Raw genomic sequence first — 17109 nt, 5'->3', positions numbered from 1 at the left:
CTGACCCCGTCTCAGGGGCCTGCCACCGACCCGGCGGGCGAAGGGCGCCGTCCTAGGCTCGGGCCGTGACCACGACCGACGACGACGTGCGCGCCCTCGCCGCGCGGGCCCGGGTGGCCTCCCACGACCTCGCCCTGGCCACCCGGGCCACCAAGGACGCCGCGCTGCACGCGATGGCCGACGCGCTCGTCGCCGCCACGGACGATGTCCTGGCCGCCAACGCCGACGACGTCGCCCGCGCCGAGGACGCCGGCACCCCCGCCAACGTCGTCGACCGGCTGCGCCTGACCGACGACCGCGTCGCCGCCATGGCGCAGGGGCTGCGCGAGGTCGCCGGCCTGCCCGACCCGGTGGGGGAGGTGGTGCGGGGCTCCACGCTCGCGAACGGCCTCGAGCTGCGGCAGGTGCGGGTGCCGTTCGGCGTGGTCGGGATGATCTACGAGGCGCGCCCCAACGTCACCGCCGACGCGGCCGGCATCTGCCTCAAGGCGGGCAGCGCGGTGCTGCTGCGCGGCAGCGCGAGCGCGGCGTCGTCCAACGCGGCGATCATCGAGGTGCTGCGCGAGGCGGTGGCCCGCGCCGGGCTGCCGGCCGACGTCGTCCAGCTGGTGCCGGCCGACAGCCGCGACACCGTCAAGGCGCTGATGCGGGCCCGCGGGCTGGTCGACGTGCTGATCCCGCGCGGTGGGGCCGGGCTGATCCAGAGCGTGGTGGAGGAGTCGACGGTGCCGGTCATCGAGACCGGCGTCGGCAACTGCCACGTCTACGTCGACGCCGCGGCCGACCCCGACCAGGCGGTCGAGGTGGTGCTCAACGCCAAGACCCACCGCACCAGCGTCTGCAACGCGGCGGAGTCGCTGCTGGTGCACGCCGACCTCGTCGACACCCTGCTGCCGCGGCTCGTGACGGCCCTGCAGGACGCCGGGGTCGTCGTCCACGGCGACGAGACGGCGGCGCGGCTGCCGGGCGTCGTCCCCGCCACCGACGACGACCACGCCGCCGAGTACCTCTCGATGGACATCTCGGTGGCCGTGGTGGCCGACCTCGACGCCGCGGTCGCCCATCTGCGGCGGTTCTCCAGCGGCCACACCGAGGCGATCCTCACCCGCGACCAGGCCGCCGCCCGCCGGTTCGTGGCCGCCGTCGACGCCGCGGCCGTCGTCGTCAACGCCTCCACCCGGTTCACCGACGGCGGCGAGTTCGGCTTCGGGGCCGAGATCGGCATCAGCACCCAGAAGCTGCACGCCCGCGGCCCCATGGGCCTGCCCGAGATGACCTCCACCAAGTACGTCGTCACCGGCGACGGCCACGTGCGTCCCTGACGCCGGCCGTCGGCGCGCGGACGTTCGCGTCGTCCTGGCGGGGTCTCGTGGCTCGGCCATGGCCGGCCTCGCACCTCGACCACCGTGGGGGCCGGGCCGTCGAGGCGAGCTGGACCGACGGACCCTGAGCCTGTCGAAGGGCCCGGCCGTCGCCGCGGACGGTCGCGTCGTCCTGGCCGTGGCCGGCCTCGCACCTCGACCACCGTGGCGGGCCCACCGTGCTGGCCGAGGTGCGACGAGCACCGGGGGCCTCCGGCCGGCCGTGCACGGACGCCGGGCCGCGCCGAGTAGGGTTCCGGCGTGCCGGCGCGTGACCCCTACATCGACCCTGCGGTCGAGCGGCTCTGGACCGGCGCGACGGTCATCACCTTCGTACGCACGATCTCCTCGTTCACGCTCTGCCTGGTCGGGGCCTGGCAGCACGAGCTGACCCTGCTGGTCATCGGCCTGGTCGTCTACTGGGCCGGCGACTCGCTCGACGGCCTCTACGCCCGCCTGCGCAACTGCGAGACCCGCATCGGCGGCGTCGTCGACATGCTGTGCGACCGGCTCAACTGCGCGGCGTTCTACCTCGGCTTCGCCTACCTCGAGCCGTCGATGCTGCTGCCGGTGGCGGTCTACCTCTTCGAGTTCATGGTCATCGACTTCTTCCTGTCGCTGGCCTTCCTCTACTGGCCGATCCGCAGCCCGAACTACTTCTACCTCGTCGACCGGCGCCTGTACCGCTGGAACTGGTCGATCCCGGCCAAGACGGTCAACAGCTCGCTGTTCGCGGTGCTGCTGCTCGTCACCGGCTGGTGGTGGCTGGGGCTCGTCGTGGCGCTCGCGCTGCTGACGCTCAAGTGCGTCTGCCTGCGCTGGCTGCTGCAGATGGGGCTGCCGGTGCCGGCCCGCCCGGCCGCGGAGCCGGCGTCCGCGGTCGGCGTCCAGCCCACCGAGGCGCGCCGGTAGTCGACCCGTGGTGATCCTCTGGCTGAGCATGTTCGGCCTCAGCATCGCCTCGGCCCTGCTGCCGTTCCTGCCCATCGAGGCGTTCATCATCGGCGGCGCGGCCGCCCGGCCCGGGACGACAGCGGCCGTCTCGCTCGGCATCGCCGCCGGCGCAGGCGCCACGATCGGCAAGGTGATCTGGTACGAGGCGGCCCGCCGCGGCGTGCAGTCCGACTGGGCGCAGAAGAAGCTCGCCGGCTCGAAGATCCAGCCGTTCTACGACCGGTGGAGCGCGCGCATGGAGGGCCGCCCGGTCTTCTCCGGGGCCCTCATGCTCGTCTCGGCGTTCGTCGGCATCCCGCCGCTGCTCGCCATGGCCGCCGTCGCCGGACTGCTGCGGGTGCCGATGTGGGTCTTCCTGCCCACCGTCTTCCTCGGCCGCTCGCTGCGGTTCGGGCTGCTGTTCCTCGGCGCCGACGTCGCCTTGCATTGATGTCGGGCCTCGCTGGGCCAGCCTTCTCAGCCGGCTCCTGACGTTCTCGGCCGTTGCACCGGCCGAGAACGTCAGGAGTCACCGGTGATCCGGTGACTCCTGCGCCCGCGTCAGCCCTCCCGCCGCCACTCGTACGGCGTGGTGGTGGTGACCTTGACTAGCCCGGCGCGCTCGAGGATGGGCCGGGAGAACTCGGTGGAGTCGCTGTGCACGTAGGTCTTGCCCTGGGCCATCGCGGAGCGCGCCCGCTCGGCGGTGAGGGCGCGGTAGATGCCGCGGCCGCGCCACTCCGGGCGGGTCGCGCCGCCCCAGATGCCGACGAAGTCGCTGTCCTCGACCGGCTCCATGCGCCCGGCGCTCACCATGACGCCGTCGGCCTCGGCGACCCACAGCTCCATGCCGTCGTCGCGGGCCAGCCGGCGCACGATCGCGTCGGCGTAGTCGTCGCTCGGTGAGCCGCCGAACACCTCGTCCTGCATCGCGCACATGGCGCGGACGTCGTGCTCCTCGGTGACCCGGCGCAGCGTGACGCCGTCGGGCAGCGTGACGTCGGCGGCCAGCAGCCGCACCTCGCCGATCATCACGGACTCGGGATCGTCGGGCTCGAAGCCGCCGGCCAGCAGCGCCTCGTGCAGGCCCGGGGCATGGTCGTGGCCGCGGGTCTTCCACTCCACGCGCGTGATCACCGGGTCGGCGCGGTAGTGCTCGAGCGCCCCCGCGACCAGCGCCTCGAACCCACCGTCGGGGACGGCGTCCAGCCGGCGGTAGGTGATGAAGCCGCGACCGCCGCCGAAGGTCGCCATCCGCAGCGGCCCGAGCCGGGTGACCGCGATCGCCGAGGGCGTCTCGGCCTCGTCGCGCAGCTGGTCGTCGTAGGCGTCGCGCAGGGCGTCGAGGTCGGGCACCGCGGCAACCTATCCGGGCGATACCCTGGGCACATGTCGTTGAGCGCCCTCGCCGCGTCCGCCACCCTCGCCGCGTCCGAGGGCGCCGAGCACAGCGACCCCGCCGTCCCGGCCTGGGTCTTCGGCCTGATCGCGCTCGGCATCCTGCTCGCGCTGCTCGGCGGGCTGGTCGCGTTCGGCGGCGGGCGCGAGCACAGCTGATCCGGCTCCCGTGAGCACCCCCGCCGTCCCGGGACGGCGCCGTGTCGGCGTCATGGGCGGCACCTTCGACCCCATCCACCACGGGCACCTCGTGGCGGCGTCCGAGGCGCAGAGCTGGTTCGGCCTCGACGAGGTCGTCTTCGTGCCCACCGGCGAGCCGTGGCAGAAGTCCGACCGCGAGGTCTCGGCCGCCGAGCACCGCTACCTGATGACGGTGATCGCCACGGCGTCCAACCCGCGCTTCCGGGTCTCGCGGGTGGACGTCGACCGCTCGGGCCCGACCTACACCACCGACACGCTGCGCGACCTGTCGGCGCAGCTGCCCGACGCCGACCTGTTCTTCATCACCGGCGCGGACGCGCTGGCCGACATCTTCAGCTGGCGCGACGCCGACCAGCTCTTCGACCTCGCCCACTTCGTGGGCTGCACGCGGCCCGGCGCCCAGCTGACGCCGTCCGTGGTCGAGGCCATCCCGTCAGAACGCCTGACCCTGATCGAGGTGCCGGCGCTCTCGATCAGCTCGACCGACTGCCGAGAGCGCCAGCGGCTCGGCCGTCCCGTCTGGTACCTGGTGCCCGACGGCGTCGTCCAGTACATCCACAAGCACCGGCTCTACGAGGACCCGGCTAGGTTGGAGCCGACATGACCGCCACCGAACACGCCGTCGAGCTCGTCGTCGCCGCCGCCCGCGCGGCCGGCGACAAGCTGGCCCAGCAGATCATCGCCTTCGACGTCAGCGATCAGCTGGCCATCACCGACGCCTTCCTGCTCGCCTCGGCGAGCAACGACCGCCAGGTCAAGGCGATCGTCGACGAGGTCGAGGACCGGCTGCGCGACCTCGGCGCCAAGCCCAACCGCCGCGAGGGCGAGCGCGACGGCCGCTGGGTGCTCATCGACTACGGCGAGATCGTCGTCCACATCCAGCACGAGGAGGAGCGGCAGTTCTACGCCCTCGAGCGGCTGTGGCGCGACTGCCCGACCATCGAGCTGCCCGCCGACGTCGTCTCGCACGAGCGGTGAGCGAGGGGCGCACCCTCGTCCTGCTGCGCCACGGCCGCACCGCCTGGAACCACGCCCTGCGCGTGCAGGGCCAGATCGACGTCGACCTCGACGACGAAGGGCGTGCCCAAGCAGCCCGGGTCGCGCCGGTGCTGGCCGCGCTCGAGCCCACGCTGATCTGGTGCTCCGACCTGCAGCGCACCCGTGAGACCGTCGCCCCGCTCGCCGCGGCCACGGGGCTCCCGGTCACCTACGACCGGCGGCTGCGCGAGGTGCACCTGGGGGAGCGGGAGGGCCTGACCCACGCCGAGTACGCCGTCCTCGCGCCCGAGGAGTTCGCGCAGTTCAGGCATGGCGTCTACGACGTCGCCCCCGGCGCCGAGACCACCGCGCAGCTGCGCGAGCGCACCGTGGCCGCCATGCGCGACCTGCTCGCCGCGCTCGCCCCGGGCGAGACCGGCGTCGCGGTCAGCCACGGCGGCGCCATCCGGGTCGCGGTGGGCGCCCTGCTCGGCTGGCCCGACGACGTCTTCCACTCCCTGCGCGGCCTGGCCAACACCGGCTGGGTGGTGCTCGCCGAGGACACCCACGGCGGCCGCCTGCGTCTGCAGGCCTACAACCGCACCGCCGCCGACCACGCCCCCTGAGCCCCGGAAGGGGATCCGATTTCACGTGCCCGGACGGCGTTGGCTACAGTACGGCGAGTCGCCGCGAGGCGGCTGAGCACGGGGCTGTGGCGCAGCTGGTAGCGCATCTGCATGGCATGCAGAGGGTCAGGGGTTCGAGTCCCCTCAGCTCCACCACGGTGGCTCCACTCGGGCTCTGCGTGTGCAGAGCCGCATCGAGCAGGGCCACCACGGGGAGATCATCAGGAACGGCGCTCAGGGAGACCTGAGCGCTTTTTTGTCCGCCCGTGTGCCGACCCCTCCCGTGCGTGGACCCGGTCAGGGTCACGATGGGTCCAGAACGGCTGTCGACCACCGGCGTGTGACCCACGAGACCTTTGACTTCAAGTACTTGAAGTTCGCATAGTGGATGGAGTGACAGCACGGACCACCCGATCCACCTACTCGATCAAGGAAGCGGCAGCGCTGACCGGTCTCCCCGCCAGCACGCTCCGCTACTACGAGGCCAGCGGCGTCATCTCGCCCGTCGGACGGGGTGAGAGCAGCAAGCACCGGGTCTATGACGAGGGTGACCTCGATCAGATCATGTGGGTGGCCTGCCTGGCCGCGACCGGCATGTCTGTCAGCGACATGCGCACCTACGTCGCGAACGGCCGGCTCGGACCGTCTGCTGCCGGGGAACAGGTCGAGCTGCTCGCCGCCCAGGACCAGCGGCTCGCCCAGGAGCTCGAGCACATCGCGCTCCGCCGTCGGTACGTGCAGCTCAAGATCGACTACTGGCAGGCCGTCGAGGCGGGCGACGCCGACCGGACCGAGCTGCTGTCGGGCGAGGCGCGGGTCCTCGCCGACGAGCTCAAGCGGACCAGGACCACGTAACCAAGGGCGCCGCGAGCGGACCGGGCATCCGGCTCCGCCGGTGAGTCGCGCCATCAACAGGAGGACACATCACGATGAAGCAGGCAATCTTCAACGGCAAGGGCACCATCACGGTCGAGGAGCGCCCCAAGCCGACCATCAAGGAGCCGACCGACGCGGTGCTCCGCGTCGTGCTGGCCTGCGTCTGCGGGTCGGACCTCTGGTTCTACCGCGGCGTCTCCGACCTGCCTCACGGCAGCATCGGCCACGAGTTCATCGGGGTCGTCGACGAGATCGGTGACGCCGTGGCCGACCTCAGCGTGGGCGACTTCGTCATCTCGCCGTTCACGTGGAGTGACGGCACGTGTGAGATCTGCACGGCCGGTTTCCACAGTGCCTGCATCCACGGCGGCGTCTTCGGCCAGGGTGGCGAGGACGATGGCGGTCAGGCCGAGTTCGTCCGCGTCCCGCAGGCCGACGGCACCCTGGTCAGGATCCCCGGAACGGACTTCGACGACGAGACGCTGGCTTCCCTCCTGGCCCTGACCGACGTCATGGCCACCGGTCACCACGCTGCGGTCAGCGCCGAGGTCACCTCCGGCGACACGGTCGCCGTGGTCGGTGACGGCGCGGTCGGCCTGTGCGCAGTGCTGTCGGCGAAGCGGCTCGGCGCCGAGCGGATCATCGTGCTCGGCAGCACGACCGAGTCCCGCCACGCCCTGGCGCGCGAATGGGGCGCCACCGACATCATCACCGCCCGTGGGGAGGAGGCTGTCCAGCAGCTCAAGGGCCTCACCGACGGCTACGGCGCCGACGCCGTCATGGAGTGTGTCGGTGGCAAGGACGCCACCGACACCGCTTTCGCTATCGCGAAGCCGGGGGCTGTCGTCGGTCGTGTCGGAATCCCGCACGACGCGACCGTCGACGCCACCGTGCCGTTCTTCCGCAACGTCGGTACGCGCGGCGGGCCGGCGCCGGCACGCTCCTACCAGCCGCAGCTGGTCGAGGCGGTTCTCAGGGGCGAGATCGACCCGAGCCGGGTCTTCGACCTGACGGTCGCGCTGGACGACATCGCCGAGGGCTACGCAGCCATGGACGAGCGTCGCGCCATCAAGGCCCTGGTCAAGGTGAGCGACCTCGGCGAGGTGTCGGCATGAGGTTCACCAGGAGCGAGGGACGCACGGCCTCCGGACCCGCGGACTGTTTCACGGGCACGGTGTTCATCGACGCGGTGCGAGACCCCGATCAGCAGTCGGCGATCGGTTGCGCGCACGTCCGCTTCGCACCGGGTGCCCGTACGGCGTGGCACCACCACCCCAGGGGTCAGACCCTCTACGTCACCGACGGCATCGGGTTGGTCGCCACCCGTCACGGCGGCGTGCAGGAGATCCGACCCGGCGACGTCGTCGTCATCGAGCCTGGTGAGGAGCACTGGCACGGTGCCACCGCCGATCGCTTCATGGCGCACCTCGCCATGCAGGAGGCCGACGAGGACGGCGAGGTGGTCACGTGGCTCGACCACGTCACGGATGACGAGTATGACCGCGGCTGAGGGGGCGTCCCGCGCACGATCCGACGTGCGGCACCCAGCCCTCGTCGTGGGCCTCGTCCCGGTCGTCCTCGGCCTCGCCGGATGTGCCGCGGACGACTCCCGGGCCGAGCGCACGAGCGTCGCCGCCGGCCCACCCAGCAGTCCGGGGTCCGCCGGGACCGGTCGGCCGAGCACGGGGCCCGTCGAAGCCACAGCACCGACCAGCAGCCAGAGGAACACGATGGACATCGAGATCACCATCGACGGCCGGCGGTTCCACGCCACGCTCACGGACAGCGCCGCGGCGCGTGACCTCCTGGCACAGCTCCCGGCGACCATCGACATGCGCGACCACGATGGTGTCGAGAAGACGGGACGGCTCGCGGCTCCGCTGTCGTTGGACGGTCAGCCCGAAGGGGCCGATCCCGACGTCGGGGACGTCGGCTACTATGCGCCGGGCAACGACCTCGTCCTCTACTACGGGGACCAGTCGTACTACCCCGGGATCGTGGTGCTGGGTCGTCTCGAGGGCGACGCCGCCGAGGAGATCGCCGAGCTGGGCGGGTCTGTCACCGCCGTCGTCGAGACCCGAGGCCCACGGGAGGGACGGGACTGATGGACCTCTCGTCCTTCTTGGACCACGTCGTCCGCGGCTCCGTGATCGAAGGTGGCTCCGAGGCGCACGCGTTCATGCACGGCGCGGCCCAGGAAGCGCTGCGAGTGACGGCGGAGCTGAACACGGGCTACCACACGCCCGAACGAGTGAGAGCCCTTCTCGGCAGGCTCACCGGCCGAGCCGTCGACGAGTCGGTGACGGTCTTCCCCCCGTTCTACAGCGAGTTCGGCAAGAACCTCACCCTGGGTCGGGGTGTGTTCATCAACATCGGGTGCAGGTTCCAGGACACCGGCGGCATCACCATCGGCGACGGCTCCCTCATCGGTCACGGGAGCACCTTGACGACGCTCAACCACGCCATGGATCCGCACAAGCGAGCCGACATGGTCCCGGCGCCCGTGGTGCTCGGATCCCACGTGTGGTTGGGGGCGGCGGTGACGGTGCTGCCCGGCGTGACGATCGGCGACGGAGCCGTCGTGGCTGCCGGCGCCGTGGTGACGAAGGACGTGCCGCCGCACGCCGTCGTGGGAGGGGTGCCGGCCAGGCTGATCCGCTCGACCGGGTTCGGACCGGCCGGTTCCTGAACGACAGCTCCGCACCTCGACCGACGTCCAAGGGCGGGCCCACCGGCCCGGCTGCTCTCGTCTCCGGCCCGCAGGCCGCCGGGTCTGTAAAGGCTCCGTAGAGCCTCCCGCGTGACGAGTGCCACGCGACCTGGGTCATGCCCAGCGTCGTGGCCGTCGACGAGCGACCGGCCCTGGGACACCACCTGGGGTGGGCGCCTCGCGCACCCTCGACATGCACGCCGGCTCGCTGCGGGCCAAGGTCGGCGAGCGCGTCGTCGAGACGGTGCGCGGGGTCGGCTACCGGTGGCGGCGCCGGACGGCCGGGACGGCCCGGACGGCCCGGACGTCGCTACGAGCCCGCCGTGAGGCGCCACCTGCTCGTGCTGACGGTCTCGACCGCGGCCGCCGTCCTCGTGCTGCTGGCGGTGCCGCTGCTGCGGTCCTACGCCGAGAACCGCGCCGTCGACCTGCACCAGGAGCGCCTCGCGGCCGCCACCCGGTTCGCTGCCCTCGCCGACGGCGAGTACGGCGGCGGCACGGCGGCGCTGGCCGACGACCTCGAGCGGTTCGACGAGGTGACCGGCACGACCCGCACCTAGGTGGTCGGCACCGACGGCACGGTGGTGGGCGCAGCGCGGCCGCCGTCAGTGCGACGACGTGCCGGGCACCAGGGTGGAGCGGCGCCGGGCGTGCGTGGGCGCGAGGTCGGCGAGGTGCGCGCGGGCGTAGTCGGCGATGCTCGTCGGCTCCTCACCCATCAGCTCGGCGAGCGCGGTGGAGTAGTCGCCGACGCCGTCGGCGGTGTGGCGCACCACGTCGGCGAACTGGCGCACCAGCCCGCGGGCCTCCCAGTGCGAGGAGCCGCCGAGGCGGGTGGCGAGGTACATGAACGGGCGCGGCAGGTGCACGTAGCGCACCCGGCGTCCGAGCGCCGGCGTCAGCTGCTCGGCCACCTCGGGGAACGACAGCGACGGCGTGGCGGTCAGCAGGTGCATCGCGCCGGCCTCGCGGGCGCCGCCCTGGCGCGAGGGGGTGGTGAGCACCGTGGCGGCCGCGACGGCGACGTCCTCGGGGGCGATCCAGGTGGTGGCGCCGGCGCCGCTGGTGCCCGGCAGGAGGCCGCGGCGCAGGGCAGGGGACAGGTCGAGCAGGTTGCTCATGAAGGCGGTGGCGCGCAGCACGGTGTGCTCGAGGCCGCTGATGCGCAGGTGCTCGTCGGTGCGCGCGTGGGCGGCCGCCCACGGCACGGGGGAGTCGGTGCGGGCGTCGGAGGCCGAGACCTTGACGACGTGGCGGACGCCGGCGCTGCGGGCGGCGTCGATGCCCTGCCGGGCCAGCTGCTCCATGTCGGGGGTCACCGGGGCGAGCAGGAAGACCTGGTCGCAGCCCTGCATCGCCCGCTCGAGGCTCGCGACGTCGTCGAGGCTGCCGAGGGCGGCGTCGATGCCGCGCTCGGCGAAGGCGGTGACCTGGTCGGGACGCCGGGCCAGCACGCGGACGGCGTACGGGTGCGCGGCGTCGGCGGCCGCGGCGGCCACGTCGGGGCGGGTGAGCCGGTCGACGAGGGCGCGGCCGATGCTGCCGGTGGCGCCGGTGACCAGGATGGTGGACGGGGTCGTGGACATGACTTCCTCTCGTGTCGGCCCGTGCGGGCGTGCGCGGGCAGGCTGGTACGACCCGAGGTCGCGGGGACGTTCGCGGGATGCGGTGGGGGAGGTGGGCTAGGGGCTCGGTCTGAGAGCCGGGAGCACGACGGTGTCGATGAGGGAGACGAAGAACACGCGGTCGACGGCGCCCCGCTCGACGAGCAGCCGGTGCGAGGTCATCGCCGGGACGACGCGCGCCACCGTGGCGGGGTCGTCGGTGGCCGCCTCGCCGCGCTCGACGGCCCGCTCGATCAGCCGCCGGCAGACCTCGATCCAGGGCGTGACGACGAGCCGCTCGATCGCGTCGGTGAGCTCGGGCTCCTGGTCGAGCAGCGAGGCGAGGCCGGCCATCAGGCGCAGCTTCACCCGGCCCGCCTCGGTCTCGTAGGGCTCGGTGAGGGCCATCAGGTCGGCGCGCAGGGAGCCGTGGTCGGGGAGCGTCTCGAGGTCGGTCTCGGGGGCCTGCAGCATCGAGATCGCGTCGAGGGTGAGCGCGCCCTTGCTGCGCCAGCGGCGGTAGAGCGCCGACTTGGTCGACCCGGCCCGCTGGGCGACGAGGTCCATCGTCGTGCGCTCGTAGCCGACCTCGACCACGACGTCGATCGTGGCCTGCAGCAGCGCCTCGTCGAGCGCGCGGTCGGGCTTGCGGCCCGGCCGTGCGGCGGTGGTCGTCGTGCTCACGACCATTACGCTACCAAGCAGTTGCGCAACGCTGCAGTACCGAAAGGGTGGGGTCGACGACACCGGCCGTCAGGGCCGTCGGGGCCCTCGGGGCCCTGCCCCGTCGACCGGGTCCGCCCCTCTTGCTGGCGTCGCGTCGACGGTCGGACGCCGGACCGCGAGCGGGAGCGTGGCCACCGCGATCGCGCCGGCCACGAGGAACGCCGTCGCGAAGGACGTGAGGCCCGCGAGCACCCCGACGGCCACCGAGCCCAGCGCCGTCCCGGCGTCGAAGCCGACGTTCCACACCGCGCTGGCCGTGTTGTGGTGCCGGCGTGGGACGGCGGAGAACGAGACCAGGAGCGTCAGGTTCTGCAGGCCGCCGTAGCACAGGCCGACGACCAGCATGGCGGCCAGGAAGACCCCGACGCGCACGTCGCCCGGGCCCGCGACCGACCACGCGACCAGCGCCATACCGGCGCCGGTGAGGATGACCAGGGGCACGAGGAAGCGTCGAGGACCGTGACGATCGGCGATCGCCCCGATCCGCCACCGGGCGAGCGCGGCCGACAGTCCCATCACGAACAGGCCCCCCGCCGCGACGGAGGTGCTCTCGATCATCTGGGGCGTGAACGTGATCACCGCCCCGCCGGCCAGCGTCACGGCCAGCAGCAGCAGCATCGGCGGGAGCAGCCGTCGGTAGGGCGCGGGACCCGGGTCGTGCGGGTCGGTGGCACCGGGGTGCAGGTCGGGTGCGTCGAGCCGGAGCACGGACGCGAGACGCACCGCCGCGGGGACACCGACCAGGGGCAGGGCGCTGAGCGCGAACACCACGCCGTAGCCGACGTGCTCCGCGATCCACGGTCCGCTCGGCAGCAGGACGAGGTTCGGCGCCGCCACGGCCAGGCCGTACGCGCCGATGGCCTCCCCGCGTCGCTCCGCGCCCACCAGCGCCGCGACCGCCGCGCTCCCGGCGACCGTCAGGACGCCGAACCCGGTGCCGCGGACCGCCGAGAGCGCCAGCACCACGCCGAGGTCGTCGCTCAGCGACATCGCCACGCCCGGGACGCCGAGCAGCACCAGGCCGCAGGCGAGCACCGGACCCCACGTGAACCTCAGCAGGGCGCGGGGCACCAGCACCTGGGTGAGCACCGTGGCCAGCAGGAGCACGCCGTTGACGAGACCGGAACCGGCCGTGCTCGCCCCGCCCTCGACCGCCCACAGCGGTGCGACGGTGAGCAGCAGCGCGTACCCGGAGAACCCCGCGCACGTCATCGCCATCAGCGGCGCCATCCCCGGCTGGTGCCAGATCGACCCCCGCTCGCCCACGGCGGCAGCCTAGGCACCGGCCGGCCGGCCGGACGGGCTGACCGTGTGCACAAGGGATGGCGAAAGTCCCCCGCCTCACTTCGTGCACCGCGCCACGGTGCGGTGCGCGGGTGGAGCTAACGGACTTGTGCCCTCCCTTGTGCGGCCACGACGTGCCGGCCGGGCGGCGTCCACTCGCGGCGCAGCAGCCCGAAGACCCACGAGTCGCTGACGACGCCGTCGACGACGCAGTCCTCGCGCAGGGTGCCCTCGAGGCGGAAGCCCAGCTTCTGCAGCACCCGGGCGCAGGCGGCGTTGCGGGTGTCGGCCTCGGCCTGCACCCGGTTGAGCGGCAGGACGTCGAAGGCCCACGCCAGCAGCGCGCCCGCGGCCTCGGTGGCACAGCCGCGGCCCCAGGTGCGGGCCGCGAGGACGAACCCGAGCGAGGCGCTGCGGTAGGTCGGGTTCCAGCCGCCGAGCACGATCCACCCCGCGAAGCCGTCGGCGTCGTCGACGGCCAGGCGGACGCCGTCCTCCTCCTCGGCCATCGACGCCGAGGCGGTGACGAACCGGTCGGCGCGGGCGGGGTCGGTCCAGGGTGGGGAGTCCCAGAAGCGCAGCACGTGCGCGTCGCTCATCAGCGCGAACAGCGGGCCGGCGTCGGCGGCGGTGACGGGGCGCAACCGCAGCCGCGCGGTGGTCAGCGTGGGGAGCTCGAGGGCCATGGGGTCATGGTGCCCCGACCACGCCGAGCAGCTGCAGCCGCTCGTGGGACTCGGTGCCCGGCGGTGCGGTGTAGACGAGCAGCGCGTGCGACTGCACGGGGTCCTGCAGCACCTGGCAGCTCAGCTCGAGCGGCCCGACCACGGGGTGGCGGTAGCGCTTGACCTCCCGCGGCGCGACGCCGACCTCGTGGGCCGCCCACACCTCGCGGAACTCCGCGCTCCGCCGCGTGAGCAGGTCGGCCAGGTGGGCCGCCTTCGACTCCGGGCCCCGCCGGGCGATCACGCCGCGCAGCCCCGAGGCGTAGAGCCGCGAGTAGAACGCGTGGTCCTCCGGCGGGTGCAGCTCGCGGGCGGCGGGGTCGGTGAACCACCGGTAGCCGATGCTGCGGGCGGGGCCGGTGTGGCGGGTCAGGTCGCCGACGAGGGCGACGCCCATCGGCGTCTGCCGCAGCGTCTCGCCCAGCTCGGTGACGACCTCGGCGGGGGTGTCGGCGAGCCGGTCGAGGATGCGCAGCATGCCCGGTGCGACGTGGTCGCCGCTCGCGCCGCGGGCCGGCGGCTGGTGGCCGGCGAGGCGGAACAGGTGGTCGCGCTCGTCGAGGGTCAGGTGCAGGCCCTGGGCGATCGCGGCCACCATCTGCTCCGAGGGCTGCGGGCCGCGCTCGCGCTCGAGGCGGGAGTAGTAGTCGGTCGACATGTGGGCCAGTGCGGCGACCTCCTCGCGGCGCAGGCCGGTGGTGCGGCGGCGGTGGCCGCGGGGGAGGCCGACGTCCTCGGGCTGCAGCGCCTCGCGTCGCACCCGCAGGAAGGAGGCCAGTCCGGCCCGGTCGATCGCCATGCCCCCATCGTCGCGTGCCTCGCACCGCGCAACCACGGATCGTCAGGCCGTGGTTGAGCCCGGCCGGGTCCGGCAGCCTCGTGGACGACGTCCCGCCCATCTCTCGAACCGGAGCACCCCATGCCACGCACGTACGACCTCCCCCTCCCCGACCTCACCGGACGACGTGCGCTCGTCACCGGCGCCAGCGACGGCATGGGCCTCGGCATCGCCGAGCGCCTGGCCGGCGCGGGGGCCGAGGTGCTGCTGCCGGTGCGCAACCGGGCGAAGGGCGAGGCGGCGGTGGCGCGGATCCGCGAGACCCGTCCCCGAGCGCGGCTGGTGCTGCACGACCTCGACCTCGCCTCGCTCGAGTCGGTCGGCGCCCTCACTGCCCGGCTGCGCGAGGACGGCGAGCCGCTGCACGTGCTGGTCAACAACGCCGGGCTGATGAACCCGCCCGAGCGGCAGGTCACCGCCGACGGGTTCGAGCTGCAGCTGGGCACCAACCACCTCGGCCACTGGGCGCTGACGGCCGGCCTGCTGCCGCTGCTGCGGGCCGGCCGGGCGCGCGTGGTGAGCCAGGGGAGCGTGGCCGCCCGCGGCGCCGAGATGCACTGGGACGACCTGGGCTGGGAGCGCGACTACGACAGCATGGCCGCCTACCGGCAGTCCAAGCTGGCCTGCGCGCTGTTCGGGCTCGAGCTGAGCCGGCGCAGCGCCGCGGCCGGCTGGGGGATCACCAGCGCGGTCTCGCACCCCGGCGTCGCGCCCACCAGCCTGCTCGCCGCCCGCCCCGAGCTGGGCCGCACCGGTGACACCCGCGAGGTGCGCCTGATCCGTTGGATGTCGCGGCGCGGCATCGTCGTCGGCACCGTCGAGTCGGCGGGCCTGCCGGCGCTGATGGCGGCCACCGCGCCCGACGGCGACGGCCGGTTCTACGGCCCCCAGGGTCTCGGCGGCATCGGCGGCCGCCCCGGCGAGACCGCCCTGTGGAAGCCCCTGCGCGACGAGGCCGACGCCGCCCGCCTCTGGACGGCGTCCGCCGACCTCACCGGCGTCGCGTTCGGGTGACGCCGCGGCGGACGACCACCGGTGGTCGAGCAGGCCGAGCGTCTGCGCGAGGCCGTCGTCGAGACCCCGCAACGATCACGCGAACCGCACCACACGGACCCCGAGCCTGTCGAAGGGCACCCCTGAGCGGACGGACACGTGCCGGGCGAGTGGTCTCGAGGCTCGTCGCCAGGGCTCCTCGCACCTCGACCACCGTCACCCCGCATCTCGATGGTCGAGGTGCGAGGCCGGCCACGGCCGAGCCTCGAGACCAGGTGGCCTCCGTCAGAGGCCGAGGGCGGTGAGGCGCTCGTCGTACTCGTCGACGATCTCCTCCTCGTCGCGGCCGCTGGCCCAGATGCCCTCGAGGGAGGCGCGGGTGGCGTCGTCGAGGGCGGCGTAGCGCTCGCGCCAGCGCTCGGCGTCCTCGATCCAGTAGCCGACCGACTTGTAGGCGGTGGCGGGGAGGCCGAGCTCGCGGCGCAGGTGCTTGCGCACCCCGCGCAGGGTCTTGGACTCGCCGGCCACCCAGACGTAACCCTCGCCGTCGGGGCGCCCGGCGGCGCGGACGACGTCGTCCAGGCAGCTGGGCGAGGCGCCGTTGCCGCCGGTGAGCCAGGTGACCTCGAGGTCGGGGTGCACCGGCAGCGGCAGGCGGTGGGTCTCGTCGGCGACCTCGGCGACGAGCCGGGTGCGCAGGTAGGGGGTGGCCTCGACGATGCGCAGCGCCGCGGGGAGCGCGGCGTAGTCGGCCACGAGCAGCTGCCACGTGGCGGTGGCCGGCGGGTCGTACATGCCGGTGGGGCTGTTGATGCCGACGACCTGGCCCGGTCGCGCCTGCCGCGCCCAGCCGGCGGCGACGCCGCCCTCGTGGACGACGACGTCGATGGTCACGGTGCCGGCGTCGGGGTCGTGGTCGCGCACGGTGTAGGTGCGCAGCCGGTCGAGGTCGATGGAGCCGTAGTCGAGGTTGCCGTCGACCACGGCCGGCAGGACGGGCTCGCCGTCCGGGTGCTCGGGGAACAGCAGACGCACGTACTCGTCGCCGATGTCGGTGGTCTCGAAGCCGGCCAGGCCGGGGCCGCCGAGGACGACGCGCCGCATGGCCGGGCTGAGGTCGTGCACCTCGACCACCGTGGCGCGGAAGACCTGCATCGCGACGCTCCTCATGGAACGGCACCCTACCAAGGCAAGCCTTACCTATCCGTGTCGGCGACCGTGGCCCGGGCCACACGTCGGGGTTGGGTGGCCAGGCCCTAGCGTGGACGTCGTGTCGCACGCCCGCGAGCCGGAGACCCCCGGCGGCCTCAGCTCGTGGCTCGGCGACCTCGACCGCGACCTCGGTCCGGACGACGGCCCGGACGACGTCGCGGCCCTCGCCGCCGCCCGCCGCTTCCGCGACGTGCTCGGCCGCTTCGCCTCGGGCGTCACCGTGGTCACCGCGATGGCCGACGGCCGGCCGGTCGGCATGACCTGCCAGGCGTTCGCGAGCGTCTCGCTCGACCCGCCGCTGGTGCTCTTCGTCCCGGCGCGGACCTCGCGCACCTGGCCGCTCATCGAGCGCGCCGGCCGGTTCTGCGTCAACCTGCTCGCCGCCGACCAGCGCGGCCTCTCCGACGTCATGGCCGGCCGCGGCGCCGACAAGTTCGCCGGCCTCGACTGGACGCCGTCCGCGGCCACCGGCTCGCCGACCTTCCCGGGCACGCTGGGTCACGTCGACTGCGCCGTGCACGCCGTGCACGACGCCGGCGACCACCACGTGGTCATCGGCCGTGTGCTCGACCTCGTGGGCACCGAGGCCGACCGGCCGCTGCTGTACTTCCGCGGCGCCTACGGCACCACGCGCTGAGCGCGGC

22 protein-coding genes and 1 tRNA gene are annotated in these 17109 nt (G+C 73.6%); 16 read left to right on the top strand and 7 right to left on the bottom strand.

Annotation, left to right across the window (positions count from 1 at the left end; translation table 11 throughout):
• Window positions 1–65 precede the first annotated feature (65 nt).
• From ABEA04_RS13420 to ABEA04_RS13410, 3 genes are all read left to right on the top strand, one after another.
• On the top strand, window positions 66–1322 hold the full coding sequence (locus tag ABEA04_RS13420; RefSeq protein WP_345459215.1) for a glutamate-5-semialdehyde dehydrogenase: 1257 nt from the start codon (window positions 66–68) through the stop codon (window positions 1320–1322).
• A gap of 300 nt (window positions 1323–1622) precedes the next feature.
• On the top strand, window positions 1623–2273 hold the full coding sequence (locus tag ABEA04_RS13415; protein WP_345459212.1) for a CDP-alcohol phosphatidyltransferase family protein: 651 nt from the start codon (window positions 1623–1625) through the stop codon (window positions 2271–2273).
• Window positions 2274–2283: 10 nt separating this feature from the next.
• Entirely contained in the window at window positions 2284–2745 is a 462-nt protein-coding gene (locus ABEA04_RS13410) for a hypothetical protein (RefSeq protein WP_345459209.1), read from the top strand.
• Window positions 2746–2855: 110 nt separating this feature from the next.
• Here ABEA04_RS13410 and ABEA04_RS13405 read toward each other — a convergent pair whose 3' ends face one another.
• Window positions 2856–3650, bottom strand: coding sequence for a GNAT family N-acetyltransferase (locus tag ABEA04_RS13405; RefSeq protein WP_345459206.1), 795 nt, complete (start codon window positions 3648–3650; stop codon window positions 2856–2858).
• A gap of 33 nt (window positions 3651–3683) precedes the next feature.
• Here ABEA04_RS13405 and ABEA04_RS13400 point away from each other — a divergent pair, with 33 nt between their 5' ends.
• From ABEA04_RS13400 to ABEA04_RS13350, 11 genes are all read left to right on the top strand, one after another.
• Entirely contained in the window at window positions 3684–3851 is a 168-nt protein-coding gene (locus ABEA04_RS13400; RefSeq protein ID WP_345459204.1) for a hypothetical protein, read from the top strand.
• A gap of 10 nt (window positions 3852–3861) precedes the next feature.
• Window positions 3862–4497 carry a nicotinate-nucleotide adenylyltransferase gene (gene nadD / locus ABEA04_RS13395; protein ID WP_425577029.1) on the top strand — a complete coding sequence of 212 codons (636 nt, stop codon included), beginning with the start codon at window positions 3862–3864 and terminating at the stop codon, window positions 4495–4497.
• The gene (gene rsfS, locus ABEA04_RS13390) at window positions 4494–4871 is read left to right on the top strand and encodes a ribosome silencing factor (protein ID WP_345459201.1); all 378 of its coding nucleotides are present in this window, start codon (window positions 4494–4496) and stop codon (window positions 4869–4871) included. The genes nadD and rsfS overlap by 4 nt, the downstream gene beginning before the upstream one ends.
• On the top strand, window positions 4868–5497 hold the full coding sequence (locus ABEA04_RS13385; protein WP_345459198.1) for a histidine phosphatase family protein: 630 nt from the start codon (window positions 4868–4870) through the stop codon (window positions 5495–5497). Before rsfS ends, ABEA04_RS13385 begins: the two co-directional genes overlap by 4 nt.
• Window positions 5498–5577: 80 nt before the next feature.
• Window positions 5578–5653 (top strand) — tRNA-Ala (locus tag ABEA04_RS13380).
• A gap of 237 nt (window positions 5654–5890) precedes the next feature.
• Complete coding sequence (locus ABEA04_RS13375) at window positions 5891–6352, top strand: MerR family transcriptional regulator (RefSeq protein ID WP_345459195.1); 462 nt, start codon at window positions 5891–5893, stop codon at window positions 6350–6352.
• Between the two features lie 74 nt (window positions 6353–6426).
• Entirely contained in the window at window positions 6427–7488 is a 1062-nt protein-coding gene (locus ABEA04_RS13370; RefSeq protein WP_345459192.1) for a zinc-dependent alcohol dehydrogenase family protein, read from the top strand.
• Window positions 7485–7883: a (R)-mandelonitrile lyase gene (locus tag ABEA04_RS13365; protein ID WP_345459189.1), complete on the top strand. Its 399-nt coding sequence runs from the start codon at window positions 7485–7487 to the stop codon at window positions 7881–7883. Before ABEA04_RS13370 ends, ABEA04_RS13365 begins: the two co-directional genes overlap by 4 nt.
• 220 nt (window positions 7884–8103) lie before the next feature.
• The gene (locus tag ABEA04_RS13360; RefSeq protein ID WP_345459186.1) at window positions 8104–8478 is read left to right on the top strand and encodes a cyclophilin-like fold protein; all 375 of its coding nucleotides are present in this window, start codon (window positions 8104–8106) and stop codon (window positions 8476–8478) included.
• Window positions 8478–9062 carry a DapH/DapD/GlmU-related protein gene (locus ABEA04_RS13355; protein WP_345459183.1) on the top strand — a complete coding sequence of 195 codons (585 nt, stop codon included), beginning with the start codon at window positions 8478–8480 and terminating at the stop codon, window positions 9060–9062. The genes ABEA04_RS13360 and ABEA04_RS13355 overlap by 1 nt, the downstream gene beginning before the upstream one ends.
• 344 nt (window positions 9063–9406) lie before the next feature.
• The gene (locus ABEA04_RS13350; protein WP_345459180.1) at window positions 9407–9643 is read left to right on the top strand and encodes a hypothetical protein; all 237 of its coding nucleotides are present in this window, start codon (window positions 9407–9409) and stop codon (window positions 9641–9643) included.
• A 45-nt stretch (window positions 9644–9688) separates the two neighbouring features.
• Here the strand turns inward: ABEA04_RS13350 and ABEA04_RS13345 are convergent, their stop codons facing one another.
• The 5 genes from ABEA04_RS13345 to ABEA04_RS13325 all read right to left on the bottom strand — a co-directional run bounded on the left by ABEA04_RS13345 (window position 9689) and on the right by ABEA04_RS13325 (window position 14221).
• Entirely contained in the window at window positions 9689–10669 is a 981-nt protein-coding gene (locus ABEA04_RS13345; protein WP_345459177.1) for an NAD(P)H-binding protein, read from the bottom strand.
• Window positions 10670–10765: 96 nt separating this feature from the next.
• Window positions 10766–11371 (bottom strand): TetR/AcrR family transcriptional regulator, encoded by a 606-nt coding sequence (locus tag ABEA04_RS13340; protein WP_345459174.1) that lies wholly within the window; start codon window positions 11369–11371, stop codon window positions 10766–10768.
• Window positions 11372–11440: 69 nt separating this feature from the next.
• Window positions 11441–12679, bottom strand: coding sequence for an MFS transporter (locus ABEA04_RS13335; RefSeq protein WP_345459171.1), 1239 nt, complete (start codon window positions 12677–12679; stop codon window positions 11441–11443).
• A 116-nt stretch (window positions 12680–12795) separates the two neighbouring features.
• The gene (locus tag ABEA04_RS13330; RefSeq protein ID WP_345459168.1) at window positions 12796–13383 is read right to left on the bottom strand and encodes a GNAT family N-acetyltransferase; all 588 of its coding nucleotides are present in this window, start codon (window positions 13381–13383) and stop codon (window positions 12796–12798) included.
• 4 nt (window positions 13384–13387) lie between these two features.
• Complete coding sequence (locus ABEA04_RS13325; protein WP_345459165.1) at window positions 13388–14221, bottom strand: helix-turn-helix transcriptional regulator; 834 nt, start codon at window positions 14219–14221, stop codon at window positions 13388–13390.
• Window positions 14222–14341: 120 nt separating this feature from the next.
• On the opposite strand from ABEA04_RS13325, the gene ABEA04_RS13320 reads away from it, so the two are divergent.
• The gene (locus ABEA04_RS13320) at window positions 14342–15274 is read left to right on the top strand and encodes an SDR family oxidoreductase (RefSeq protein ID WP_345459162.1); all 933 of its coding nucleotides are present in this window, start codon (window positions 14342–14344) and stop codon (window positions 15272–15274) included.
• Window positions 15275–15538: 264 nt separating this feature from the next.
• Here the strand turns inward: ABEA04_RS13320 and ABEA04_RS13315 are convergent, their stop codons facing one another.
• Window positions 15539–16423, bottom strand: a complete 885-nt coding sequence (locus ABEA04_RS13315; RefSeq protein ID WP_345459159.1) for a siderophore-interacting protein — start codon at window positions 16421–16423, stop codon at window positions 15539–15541.
• A 100-nt stretch (window positions 16424–16523) separates the two neighbouring features.
• Here ABEA04_RS13315 and ABEA04_RS13310 point away from each other — a divergent pair, with 100 nt between their 5' ends.
• A complete protein-coding gene (locus tag ABEA04_RS13310; protein WP_345459156.1) occupies window positions 16524–17102 on the top strand; it encodes a flavin reductase family protein in 579 nt (192 codons plus the stop codon).
• The last annotated feature ends 7 nt before the right edge of the window (window positions 17103–17109 follow it).

Source organism: Nocardioides marinquilinus, from assembly GCF_039543705.1.
GTDB lineage: Bacteria > Actinomycetota > Actinomycetes > Propionibacteriales > Nocardioidaceae > Nocardioides > Nocardioides marinquilinus.
The sequence above is the reverse complement of the archived record's forward strand: the minus strand, read 5'-3'. Positions and strand labels throughout refer to the sequence as shown.

Bases quoted from the DNA above. Each gene is read 5' to 3' on its own strand.
- ABEA04_RS13325 (WP_345459165.1), bottom strand. From the start codon at position 14,221: ATGGCGATCGACCGGGCCGGACTGGCCTCCTTCCTGCGGGTGCGACGC.
- ABEA04_RS13330 (WP_345459168.1), bottom strand. From the start codon at position 13,383: ATGGCCCTCGAGCTCCCCACGCTGACCACCGCGCGGCTGCGGTTGCGC.
- ABEA04_RS13400 (WP_345459204.1), top strand. From the start codon at position 3,684: ATGTCGTTGAGCGCCCTCGCCGCGTCCGCCACCCTCGCCGCGTCCGAG.
- rsfS (WP_345459201.1), top strand. From the start codon at position 4,494: ATGACCGCCACCGAACACGCCGTCGAGCTCGTCGTCGCCGCCGCCCGC.
- ABEA04_RS13370 (WP_345459192.1), top strand. From the start codon at position 6,427: ATGAAGCAGGCAATCTTCAACGGCAAGGGCACCATCACGGTCGAGGAG.
- ABEA04_RS13345 (WP_345459177.1), bottom strand. From the start codon at position 10,669: ATGTCCACGACCCCGTCCACCATCCTGGTCACCGGCGCCACCGGCAGC.
- ABEA04_RS13360 (WP_345459186.1), top strand. From the start codon at position 8,104: ATGGACATCGAGATCACCATCGACGGCCGGCGGTTCCACGCCACGCTC.
- ABEA04_RS13355 (WP_345459183.1), top strand. From the start codon at position 8,478: ATGGACCTCTCGTCCTTCTTGGACCACGTCGTCCGCGGCTCCGTGATC.
- ABEA04_RS13365 (WP_345459189.1), top strand. From the start codon at position 7,485: ATGAGGTTCACCAGGAGCGAGGGACGCACGGCCTCCGGACCCGCGGAC.
- ABEA04_RS13320 (WP_345459162.1), top strand. From the start codon at position 14,342: ATGCCACGCACGTACGACCTCCCCCTCCCCGACCTCACCGGACGACGT.
- ABEA04_RS13315 (WP_345459159.1), bottom strand. From the start codon at position 16,423: ATGAGGAGCGTCGCGATGCAGGTCTTCCGCGCCACGGTGGTCGAGGTG.